Annotated in this window: 11 protein-coding genes; 3 read left to right on the top strand and 8 right to left on the bottom strand. The window is 35.6% G+C overall.

What is annotated here, in order from left to right; all coding sequences use genetic code 11:
• The first annotated feature begins 174 nt into the window (after positions 1-174).
• Together KO527_RS08210 and KO527_RS08205 are read left to right on the top strand one after the other, a co-directional pair.
• Positions 175-669, top strand: coding sequence for a peptidylprolyl isomerase (locus KO527_RS08210; RefSeq protein ID WP_042142288.1), 495 nt, complete (start codon positions 175-177; stop codon positions 667-669).
• Between the two features lie 79 nt (positions 670-748).
• Positions 749-1,480 (top strand): UDP-2,3-diacylglucosamine diphosphatase, encoded by a 732-nt coding sequence (locus KO527_RS08205; RefSeq protein WP_216039847.1) that lies wholly within the window; start codon positions 749-751, stop codon positions 1,478-1,480.
• A gap of 18 nt (positions 1,481-1,498) precedes the next feature.
• Here the strand turns inward: KO527_RS08205 and KO527_RS08200 are convergent, their stop codons facing one another.
• On the bottom strand, positions 1,499-2,269 hold the full coding sequence (locus KO527_RS08200; protein ID WP_216039846.1) for a tRNA isopentenyl-2-thiomethyl-A-37 hydroxylase MiaE: 771 nt from the start codon (positions 2,267-2,269) through the stop codon (positions 1,499-1,501).
• 222 nt (positions 2,270-2,491) lie between these two features.
• On the opposite strand from KO527_RS08200, the gene KO527_RS08195 reads away from it, so the two are divergent.
• Positions 2,492-3,088 carry a Yip1 family protein gene (locus KO527_RS08195; protein ID WP_216039845.1) on the top strand — a complete coding sequence of 199 codons (597 nt, stop codon included), beginning with the start codon at positions 2,492-2,494 and terminating at the stop codon, positions 3,086-3,088.
• A 92-nt stretch (positions 3,089-3,180) separates the two neighbouring features.
• On the opposite strand, the gene purF is transcribed toward KO527_RS08195, so the two are convergent.
• From purF to KO527_RS08160, 7 genes are all read right to left on the bottom strand, one after another.
• The gene (purF, locus tag KO527_RS08190; RefSeq protein WP_216039844.1) at positions 3,181-4,701 is read right to left on the bottom strand and encodes an amidophosphoribosyltransferase; all 1,521 of its coding nucleotides are present in this window, start codon (positions 4,699-4,701) and stop codon (positions 3,181-3,183) included.
• Positions 4,702-4,719: 18 nt separating this feature from the next.
• On the bottom strand, positions 4,720-5,214 hold the full coding sequence (locus KO527_RS08185) for a CvpA family protein (protein ID WP_042142298.1): 495 nt from the start codon (positions 5,212-5,214) through the stop codon (positions 4,720-4,722).
• 60 nt (positions 5,215-5,274) lie between these two features.
• On the bottom strand, positions 5,275-5,916 hold the full coding sequence (locus KO527_RS08180; protein ID WP_216039843.1) for an SPOR domain-containing protein: 642 nt from the start codon (positions 5,914-5,916) through the stop codon (positions 5,275-5,277).
• 12 nt (positions 5,917-5,928) lie between these two features.
• On the bottom strand, positions 5,929-7,206 hold the full coding sequence (folC, locus tag KO527_RS08175; RefSeq protein ID WP_216039842.1) for a bifunctional tetrahydrofolate synthase/dihydrofolate synthase: 1,278 nt from the start codon (positions 7,204-7,206) through the stop codon (positions 5,929-5,931).
• Between the two features lie 70 nt (positions 7,207-7,276).
• Positions 7,277-8,149, bottom strand: coding sequence for an acetyl-CoA carboxylase, carboxyltransferase subunit beta (gene accD, locus KO527_RS08170; RefSeq protein WP_216039841.1), 873 nt, complete (start codon positions 8,147-8,149; stop codon positions 7,277-7,279).
• 133 nt (positions 8,150-8,282) lie between these two features.
• Positions 8,283-9,071: a tRNA pseudouridine(38-40) synthase TruA gene (gene truA / locus KO527_RS08165; protein WP_042142307.1), complete on the bottom strand. Its 789-nt coding sequence runs from the start codon at positions 9,069-9,071 to the stop codon at positions 8,283-8,285.
• Between the two features lie 135 nt (positions 9,072-9,206).
• Positions 9,207-11,763, bottom strand: a 2,557-nt coding sequence (locus KO527_RS08160; RefSeq protein WP_289847667.1) for a FimV/HubP family polar landmark protein, incomplete at its 5' end; no start/stop codon positions are given.

Here is an 11,763-nt window from a genome sequence, read left to right as displayed (position 1 = left end):
GAGAGCTATCTTATCACTTGCAGCCAACTTGCTCTAGATACTTTTATTAGGTGAATGCAATTATCAAAAAGTGTCTTAATTACTGGTTCAGTTGGCCATATCACTTTGTAGAACGCTGCGAACTTAGATAGAATACCCCTAATATAAACACTCTATTTTAAGATAGGAAATTTCATGGTTACTTTACATACCAACTTCGGTGATATCAAAATCGCTCTAAACGCTGAAAAAGCACCTCAAACGGTAGAAAACTTTTTAAAATATGCTAATTCAGGCTTTTACGATGGCACTATTTTTCACCGTGTAATCGATGGTTTCATGGTTCAAGGCGGTGGTTTCTTACCTGGTATGGAGCAAAAAGAAGTTCAAGATCCAATCCAAAATGAAGCAACAAATGGTCTTTCTAATAAGAAAGGTACTTTAGCTATGGCTCGTACTCCTGATCCACATTCAGCTACTGCGCAATTTTTTATCAATGTTAATGATAACAACTTTCTAGATTTTACAAGTGAGACATCTCAAGGTTGGGGATACTGTGTATTCGCTGAAGTTGTTGAAGGTCTTGATATTGTTGAAACTATCAAAAATGTAGCAACTGGTAGTGAAGGTTTCCACCAAGATGTACCGCTTGAAGATGTTATTATCACTAAAGTAACAGTAGAAGCATAGTAATACCTAAGGGCTAATCTTTTAGCCCTTTCTTTTCTCCACGAAGTGGCCCTAATAAATATGCGAAGCAAATTTATTTATGAATAAAACCTTATTTATCTCAGATCTGCATTTAACCGAGTCTAGACCAGATATTAGTAAAGCATTTTTTGACTTCCTAGATAATCAAGTAACGAGTGAACTAGATGCGCTTTATATTCTTGGTGATTTTTTTGAAGTTTGGGTTGGTGATGATTATCAAACTGATCTGACATTAAAAATAGCTCAAGAATTAAAGGCAATTACAAATAAAGGGATCCCTGTTTATTTTATTCATGGAAATAGAGATTTTTTAGTCAGTAAAAAATATGCTGAGCTATCAGGAATATCAATATTAAATGAAAGAACAGTGATTGATTTATACGGTACCCCAACTTTAATTCTTCATGGAGATGAAATGTGTACTCAAGATATAGAGTACCAAAAATTCAGAAAGAAAAGCCGAGGTTGGTGGTGGCCTAAACTCATGTTAGCTATGCCATTGTTTTATCGACAAAGCGTTGCTAAAAAAGCAAGAGAACGTAGTAAAGCTTCCCAAATGGATAAAGCACCTGAAGTACTTGATGTAACACATGATGCTGTAATAGATACTTTCAAAAAATATCAAACTCATTTAATGATCCATGGACATACGCATAGACCCAAAGTACATGAACACGATATTGATGGTACACCAGCCAAACGTATTGTTTTAGGTGACTGGTATACACAAGGTTCGTACTTAGTTGTTACAAAAGACGCTCAAGACCTTATTTTTACTGACTTTGAGTAAAATATTTTAAAAATAGCCTCATGTTAAACTCGGTGCTCCTGAGTGAAACTTAAAGTCAGTATCTTCTGAACTGATCAGTTGTGCTTCTACTTCACCAAAAAATTTCACTCTATCGCTGATATCAACATCTTCGCCTGCAACTTGCTGCGCTAAACTCAAATAATCTTGATAATGACGTGCTTCTGAACGTAATAAAGAGACATAAAACTTATTTAAGTCATCATCTAAGTGCGGTGCTATTTTTGCGAAGCGTTCACAAGAACGTGCTTCTATATATGCACCACAAATCAATTTATCTATTAATATTGCAGGTTCGTGAGTACGTACATGTGTCATCATGCCTTTTGCGTATCGCCCAGCCGTAATATTTTCATAAGCGATGCCTCTATCATTCATTATTTCTAATACCTGATAAAAGTGATGAAGCTCTTCTTTAATTAATAATACCATTTTATCAATTAAATCCTGACCAAAAACAGAGCTGCTTTTAGGCACTATTGCCTTAGATAACTTAGCGTGTTCAGCTAAACTTTCTAAAGTCCCTTCTTTTTTATATACGTATTTCTCATATGGTTGAAACCATTCAAGCAAAGCTTTGCCACTTTCTTTATCAACAGCATATTTACGGATCAGCCACATCGCTGTTTGCCCCGCTTTTAGCTCACAAATAAGGTGATCTAATAATAATATTTTTAAGTTTTCAGGCTTTTTAGCTTCATTAATCCATTCATCAGGAGTATCACATTGTAAAAATGCTTTAATGGGTGCTAATAACTGTTCGCTAGTCATGAATATCTCATATTAAGAAGCTAAATTTAAAAATACATTTTATCATAATCAAACAAGTACATCTTGATCTCTATCCATAAGAGGCTTCATATAATCATTTTTCTCATTGCCTATTATTGATTAAAACACTTATAAACTTGACAAAATATTAACATTCAACAATACCTAAAAGGTAAGACTAATAAAAACAACTCAAAATAATACAAGAAGGAAGTAATAATTATGATATTAAATCACCTCTGGGGTATATACGCACATCCAAAAGATGAATGGCAAACCATTGATAAACGTCATGAAAGTTTAAAATATAGTATTTCTCACATTTTACTAATTGCATTAATTCCATCAATTATGGGCTATTATTCTTCCGTTCATTTAGGTTGGAGTATTGGTACTGGAGATCCTATTCATTTAACAGAATCTAGTGCTATGCTGATTGCGACTGCCATGTACTTCGCATTAATTGGTGGTGTGTGTGCTTTAGGATTATTAGCACATTGGATGGCTAAAACTTTTGGTGCAAATCCTACATATACACAAACACTTGAGCTGGCAGCATATACCGCAACCCCCATCTTTATGACAGCATTCGCTGCATTTTATCCTGTTTTATGGTTTATCGTTGTAGTGGGATGTATCGCTTTAGCTTATTCTGTTTATTTGCTATATACCGGCGTACCAATTTTAATGCATATTCCTGAAGAACGCGGTTTTATTTATGCAAGTTCTGTAGTAACAACTGGCTTAATTTTACTTGTATGTATTTTGGCTTTAACCGCCATGATGTGGACAACAGGTTATGGACCTATGTTCGCTTAGTTGGCTGAGAATAGTTTAAAAGTCATTATTAAAACATTAAAAAAGGAGCTATTTAGCTCCTTTTTATTATCTTAACTCGCTAATCAAATTTATTAATCGATAGAGTCTTGATTGTGTAATTCAAGTCCTGATGACATTGCTTGCTCATTATCAGATTTAGCAGAGTCATTTCTTAAATCATTGATACGATTTAAATATGTTTGATCGATATCGCCTGTCACATATTGACCATTAAATACTGACGTTTCATATGCCTTAACTTCAGGGTTTTCTTTTGAAACAGCTTCAATTAAGTCTGGTAAAGATTGAAAAATTAAACCATCAGCACCAATACATTCATTAATATCTTCAACTTCACGGCCATGGGCAATTAATTCAGTCACAGATGGCATATCAATACCATAAACATTCGGGAAACGAATTTCAGGTGCCGCTGATGCAAAATACACATTTTTAGCGCCTGACTCTCTTGCCATTTGAACGATTTGAGCCGATGTAGTACCACGTACAATTGAATCATCAACTAATAATACATTTTTACCTTTAAACTCACGGCCAATTGCATTAAGTTTTTGACGAACTGACTTTTTACGCATTTCTTGGCCCGGCATGATAAACGTTCTGCCGATATATCTATTTTTTACAAAACCTTGGCGATATGGAATTTTAAGCACTGCAGCCATTTCAAGTGCGATATCACATGATGTTTCAGGAATTGGAATGATAACGTCAATCTCTTTATCAGCCCATTCTTTCGCTACTTTTTCACCTAATTTAGTACCCATATTTACACGTGCCGCATAAACAGAGATATTATCTAATGTAGAATCTGGGCGTGCAAAGTATACAAATTCAAAAATACATGGAGAATAAGAAGCATGCTTTGAACATTGCTGTGAAAACAACTGGCCATCGTTATTAACAAAAATACTTTCACCAGGGGCAACATCACGGATAAATTCAAAACCACAGCTATCTAGTGCAACACTTTCAGAGGCAAACATATATTCTGTACCTTTATCTGATTCGCGCTTACCAAATACCAATGGACGAATACCATTTGGATCACGAAATGCAATCATGCCTTGACCAATGATCATAGCAATTGCAGCATAACCACCAACAGCTTTATCATTTACAGCTGTCACAGCCTTAAAGATATCTTCTGGTTCTAAACTTAGCTTTTCAGTCAATGCGATTTCATGAGCTAATACATTCAATAAAACTTCAGAGTCTGAAGTCGTATTTACATGACGTCTAGCAACTGAAAATAACTCTTGTTTTAAAGCTTCTGCATTCGTTAGGTTACCATTATGGGCTAATGAAATACCAAAAGGTGAGTTTACATAAAAAGGTTGCGCTTCAGCTGAGCTAGATGAACCTGCAGTTGGGTAACGCACGTGGCCTATGCCCATATCACCTTGTAAACGCTTCATATGACGAGTATGGAATACATCTTTCACTAAACCATTATCTTTACGCAAACTAAAAGTATGGTTGTTAATGGTGATTATACCGGCCGCATCTTGACCTCGATGTTGTAACACAGTTAAGCCATCATAAATTGCCTGATTAACAGGAGAATTCCCGACTATACCAACAATACCGCACATGTTATTTATCCTTGCCGACTAAGGGTTTACTGAAGTTAAAAAGCTAGAGTTATTTTCAAGGTATGCAAAAAACCATTCAATAACAAAGCCAAATTCAGGGATTAACGTTGAAGTCTCCCACCAATGCGTTTTTGGCGCACTGGTGAAAGCATCTAGAAAAAATAATATAGCACTAACAACTAATACACCTCTAAGTGCACCAAATGCAAGACCGATAACGCGATCTGTGCCTGATAAACCAGTATGTTCAACTAGCTTACCTAAAATAAAGTTAAATAATCCGCCTAAGAAAAGAGTGGATACAAACAAAATAGAGATTGCGGCGGCATTTTTTAATAAAGGTTCTGAAATGGATGTTAGAAAAGCAGCTAAGTGCTCATAGAAAAAGCTAGAGATGAAAAAGGCAGCAACCCAAATAGCAAGGGAGATTGCTTCTTTTATAAAACCTCTGATCAAACTGATCATAGCAGAAAGTGTAATAATGCCTAATATGGCATAATCAACCCAAATCATATAAATTAGCCTTTGTTAATTTCGGGCGCATTTTATAAGACACGAGCCTAAAATGCCAGATCATTTTGTAACATCAAATACAGTTACTTTACCATTTAGACCCGTTAGCGTTTTTAATGCTGGTAGTTTGCGCTCTAATGCAGACTTTTTAATCATAGGGCCAACAAAAACCTTAGTCAGCTGACCAGATGGTGTTGATATAGGTTTAGTAAAAGTTGTAAAACCTGCTTTTTTTAATTTAGCTAATAAACTTGCTACATTTGCTTTATGAGAAAAACTACCCAACTGAATGACATAAGCAAAATCAGTTAAGTTTTCGCTTTTAGCTCGTTTTTCAACTTTAGGTTCAGGTTTAAATGTACTCACCTCAACAACATCGCTCTTTGCTGTTGTATTAGTTGTAACCACTTCTGTAGCCGTGTCGACTTGCTTTACTTGTGTGTTTGCTATTTCTGATGGTGTAATATCAAGCGCTATTTCATCCACTATTTCAGTCGAGGTATCTGGTAATTTAAATTCTAAGTCAGCTTGTGCTTGCTCTAAATCTAAATCAACTGTTTTAAATTCAGGGCGATCGGGAATTGTTTTAAAACCCTCTTTAAATTGGACCTTTTCACCATCTAAGATATTTGGAATAAACACAACTGCTGCAATAACAACGATAGTTGTGCCTACTAACCTATTTATAAACCCTGAATTCACCTAAATTTCCTCTTAGCTAAGAAAAAGCATTGCATCTGCCACAGTGTAAAATGAACCAAAAACAATCAACAGTTGTTTTTCACCATTTTTATCTGTTCCTTGCATCTTTGGTAAAAGATTATCTAACGCATTGTCAACAGACGCAAATTTTTGAGCATCGTTTATGCCTAAACACGATAATTTTTCTGCTAACACATCATTTTTAGCACCTCTAAAACATGTTAGTGTTGCAATGGACCAATTATCAACAACCTGTGTTAGTTCTGATAAAGCCGCTTTTTGATCTTTATCTTCTAACATGCCCACTAATGCATTTATTTTATAATTTTTTAACTTTAATATTTGTAGCTGTTTAGCTAAGTAACGTGCAGATTCAGGGTTATGTGCCACGTCAACATACACTAATGGAGATTGGCTTAAACACTCAAACCGCCCTTCTACTTTTAATGTTTTGATCACCTGAGTTATTATTTTATCACTAGGGAGTAAGTTTAAACTTTTAAGTGTTGTTAATGCTGTCGCAATATTTTGAGCTGGGATGGCAGGTTGTTTATATTCAATCTTATTTGATTCATAGTGCCACTCAAATGACGAACCATGATCGAGATATTTAAAATCATTACCAGATAAAATCATATTGGCTGATATTTTAGTACCATAATCAATTACTGATTGTGGTATATTCAAATCACCCACTATCGCAGGCGTATCTTTTCTAAAAATTCCCGCTTTTTCAAAACCAACTAACTCCCTGGTATCGCCAAGGTAGTCTTTATGGTCTAAATCAATTGTTGTGATCACTGAAGCGATAGGAGATACAATGTTAGTCGCGTCTAATCTGCCACCTAAACCGACTTCTAGCAATATATAGTCAACTTGATGACGTTTAAATATCTCTAAACCCGCTAAGGTCGAATATTCAAAATAAGTCAGTGTCGTTTCACCTCGTCCATGCTCTAAAGCATGAAATGCATCAACATGCTCTTGATCGTCAAGTTTATTGCCATTGATCCTGACTCTTTCATTATAATGAAATATATGAGGTGAAGCATAAGTACCAACAGAGTAGCCTTGAGCGAGTAACATCGCTTCTAAACAGCGTGCTGTTGTGCCTTTACCATTAGTACCTGCAATTAAGATTATTTTGCTAGAAAGATTTAATAACCCTTGCTGTTGAGCAACCTTCTCAACACGTGTTAAACCCATTTCTATATTGGCAGGATGGATACTTTCTAAATAACAAAGCCAATCATCAAGGCTTGATGATTGGCTTAAAATACACTGTGACATATTTTCACTTTTGTAATTAATCTTGGCTTGAGCAGTATTTTATATAAAATACCGCTCAAAAGCGACAAAACTAAGCAACTCTATGTTCTTGTTCTGTTGACGGTAAGTTCATATATTTAGCTACAATTCTAGCAATCGTATCGCGCATTTCACGGCGGTCAACTATCATATCAATGGCACCATGCTCTAATAAGAACTCACTACGCTGAAAACCTTCAGGTAAAGTTTCACGTACTGTTTGTTCAATTACACGTGGGCCAGCAAAACCAATTAATGCTTTAGGTTCACCAATATTTACATCACCTAACATAGCCAAAGAAGCAGAAACACCGCCCATAGTTGGATCTGTTAACACTGAAATGTAAGGTAAGCCTTTTTCACTCATTTTAGCAAGGGCTGCACTTGTTTTAGCCATTTGCATTAAAGACATTAATGCTTCTTGCATTCTTGCACCACCTGATGCAGAAAAACAGACTAACGGCATATCATTTTCTAGACATTTGTTAACCGCTTCAACAAAACGCGCACCTACAACTGATGCCATAGAGCCGCCCATAAATGAGAATTCAAATGCAACAACAGCAACAGGAATGCCTTTTAAGCGACCTGTCATCGCTACTAATGCATCTTTTTCTCCACTCACTTTTTTAGCAGAGTTAAGGCGATCAGTATATTTTTTAGAATCTTTAAATTTTAATAAATCTTGCGCTTCTAAATCTAGGCCAAGCTCTACTCTATCAGCAGTATCTAAGAAAGCTTCAATGCGACCTCGCGCACTTTGACGCATATGGTGATCACATTTAGGACAAACGTTAAGTGATTTTTCTAATTCAGCTTTATATAAAATAGCATCACAGTCTCCACATTTAGCCCATACGCCTTCAGGAATTTCTTTTCGACCTGAAGATTTTGTTTTAGGTAAGATTTTTTCTAACCAACTCATGTGCGATTCTCTTAATTCTTATAAATTTAGTCTATTACCTGCCTATATATGTATACAGACAGATAAATTTTATCAATTAGAACACGATTTCTATCAGTAAGGTATAAAAAACTGGTCTTAGCTGTGGGTCTGTTTAGAAATCAGGTAAAAACAGGGGTCCTGGATGTGTTTTTTCTATTCCCCATTTTTCAGGATACTCCACATCAACTAAATATAAACCGCCTGCTTTTGCTGTTGGGCTTGCTTGAGATCTATCTTTTAGTTCTAAAATTTCTTTCATCCATTCTGGCTTTTGTTTATGTAAACCAATATCAATCAAACATCCTGTTATATTTCTAACCATATGATGTAAAAAAGCATTAGCTTTAACATCTATAACAATAAAATCACCATAACGATCTACTTTTAAGTGAATTATCTTTCGGTTTGGTGAATTAGCTTGGCAATGTATTGCTCTAAATGAAGTAAAGTCATGTTCACCTACAATGTGTGGACAAGCTTGTTGCATTTTTTCTACATCTAAAGGCTGATAATAATGGCTTACACCATTCTTTAAAATGCCAGGTCGTAATGGGCTATTATAAATAATATAACGGTAACGCCTTGCCACAGCGCTATATCTTGCATGAAAATCAAATGGAATTTCTTTTGCCCAACGAATAGCAACTGTATCTGGTAATAAAGAGTTCATACCTAATGTAAATGCACTCATATCGCGCACAGATGTTGTTTCAAAATGTACAACTTGTCCTGTGCCATGTACACCAGCATCAGTTCTGCCTGCACAAAAAACCACAACCTTTTCATTACAAATCTTGGAAAGTGCGGTTTCAACCTCTTCCTGTACACTGATCACATTATCTTGGCGTTGCCAGCCATAATATTGTGAGCCATCATACTCTATACCAAGTGCTATTCGCATATTAATCCAATAGAAACTACTAAAGCGCCGTATTATACCCATTTAAGCCAAAAATGCGACTAGGGCGACAAGCTTAAAAACAAAAAAACACTGATATAAATAGCAGTGTTTTTTGTTATTTGATTAACTAAAAGATTATAATTTAATTTTTTTCTTCAATTGTTGGGCTTCTCTTTGAACTTCAGGAGGGCCATTATCAATAACATCTTGAATTGCTTTAGATGCACTTTCAAAGTCTTCAATCTCTAAATAAGCCAGCGCTAAATCTAACTTAGCCGAATAACCGCCATTTTGAGCATCAACATCTAAACTTTCTTCTCCAGCTAGTAATTCATCAAATTCACTTAAACCAACATCCATATCAACACTATCGTAAGGTTCGTCTATAGGTTCAATATCATCGCTTTCTTCAATTAAATCCGTAATATTCAAAAAGTCGGTATCACCGCCTAGGCTAGTCTCTAATTCAAAGTCGTCTTCTAGTTCAAGATCATCATCTATCTCAATTGCGTTTTCTAATGTATTTTCTTCTGATAATAAACTATCAAAATCAATTTCAAACTCTTGCGAATCAAGATTGGTCAAATCTTCTGGTTCAGCTAATTCATTAAGTAATGAATCAAAATCTGTACTTTCTAAATCACTTAACGAGTCATCAATCTCACTACTCTCATTTTGAGATTCTAATAAAGTATCGTCACTAGTTTCCTCTAATAGCCCTTCGAGATCCATTTCAATTTCATGCGTTTTTTCATCAATGTCTATTGTAGATAGGTTTTGATCTGTTGACATTAAATCAGATTCTAACTGTTCTAAGTCATTTTCCGAATCATCAGATGATAGGTTTAGTAAGTCCTCATCGTCATGCAAAGCGTCCAATTCATCATCTTCAATTAATGATAAATTACCAAGGGCTTCTTCTTTTAAACCAAAATCATCTTCTATTTCAATTGATGTTGATGCTCTCATTGATTCCGCAAGTTCAATTTCGGCTTGAGAAAGCTGGACACTTTCTTCATTAGCTTCAATTTCAGCAAGTGCATCGTCAAGTGCTAACTCAGGATACTCTTCTAATTCTTCGCTTGGTGAATCTGCATGTTCTTGCTCTAATGAAATTTGCGCATCATTTATTGATCCGTCTTCTAATGACAAATCAAAATCACCGGCTTCTAATAGAGGGTCATCACCTAAATCGATTTCTAAATCTTCAGCACTTGTGTTTAGTTCTACATCAAAGTTATCTAAGTTTTCATGTACAAACTCACTCTCATCTAAAGTTGGATCTTTTTCTGGTAGATCCGGTTGTGCGTTAAACTCTTTGTTCTGCTCACTGTTTAGTGTTAGATCATCATTAGGCCCTAGTAGGTCTCTGTCTAAATCAGATTCTAATAAAGAATCAATATCATCTAAATCAATGGTTTCATTTACATCTTCTTGCTCGATTTCTGGTTCGGGAGTAACTTCTAACTCAGTTTCTAAATCGTCACCGAGTTCATCACCTAAATCAGCATCTAACTCATCACCTAATAAAGCGTCTATGTCATCAATCGCATCTAAATCAATGGTTTCATTTAAATCTTGTTGTTCGATTTCTGGCTCTGGAGTAACTTCTAACTCAGTTTCTAAATCGTCACCGAGTTCATCGCCTAAATCAGCATCTAACTCATCACCTACTAAAGCGTCTATGTCATCAATCGCATCTAAATCAATGGTTTCATTTACATCTTGTTGTTCGATTTCTGGCTCGGGAGTAACTTCTAACTCAGTTTCTAAATCGTCACCGAGTTCATCGCCTAAATCAGCATCTAATAAAGCGTCTATGTCATCAAGTGCATCTAAATCATCAAGCCCGTCTAAATCAACACTTTCATTTGAACCTTGTTGTTCGATTTCTGGCTCGGGAGTAACTTCTAACTCAGTTTCTAAATCGTCACCGAGTTCATCGCCTAAATCAGCATCTAATAAAGCGTCTATGTCATCAATCGCATCTAAATCAATTGTTTCATTTACATCTTGTTGTTCGGTTTCTGGCTCGGGAGTAACTTCTAACTCAGTTTCTACATCGTCACCGAGTTCATCGCCTAAATCAGCATCTAATAAAGCGTCTATATCATCAAGCGCATCTAAATCAATGGTTTGATTTACATCTTGTTGTTCGATTTCTGGCTCGGGAGTAACCTCTAACTCAGTTTCTAAATCGTCACCTATTTCCTCGCCTAGCTCATCGCCTAAATCAGCATCTAATAAAGCGTCTATATCATCAAGCGCATCTAAATCAATGGTTTGATTTACATCTTGTTGTTCAATTTCAGTTTCAGGAGTAACTTCTAACTCAGTTTCTAAATCGTCACCGAGTTCATCGCCTAAATCATTTGCTAATAAAGCGTCTATATCATCAAGATTATCTAGATCAGCACTTTCATTTAAATCTTGTTGTTCAATTTCAGGTTCAGGAGTAACTTCTAATTCAGTTTCTAAATCGTCACCGAGTTCATCGCCGAAATCATTTGCTAATAAAGCGTCTATATCATCAAGATTATCTAGATCAGCACTTTCATTTAAATCTGCTTGTTCGATTTCTGGTTCGGGAGTAACCTCTAACTCAGCTTCTACATCGTCACCAAGTGCATCTCCTAAATCTTCAGATAATAATGAATCTATATCATCATTTACTGCTATTTCATTACTAGGC

This window comes from Pseudoalteromonas sp. C2R02 (assembly GCF_018860845.1).
Classification (GTDB): Bacteria; Pseudomonadota; Gammaproteobacteria; order Enterobacterales; family Alteromonadaceae; genus Pseudoalteromonas.
This window is presented reverse-complemented; position numbering and strand designations above follow the sequence as displayed.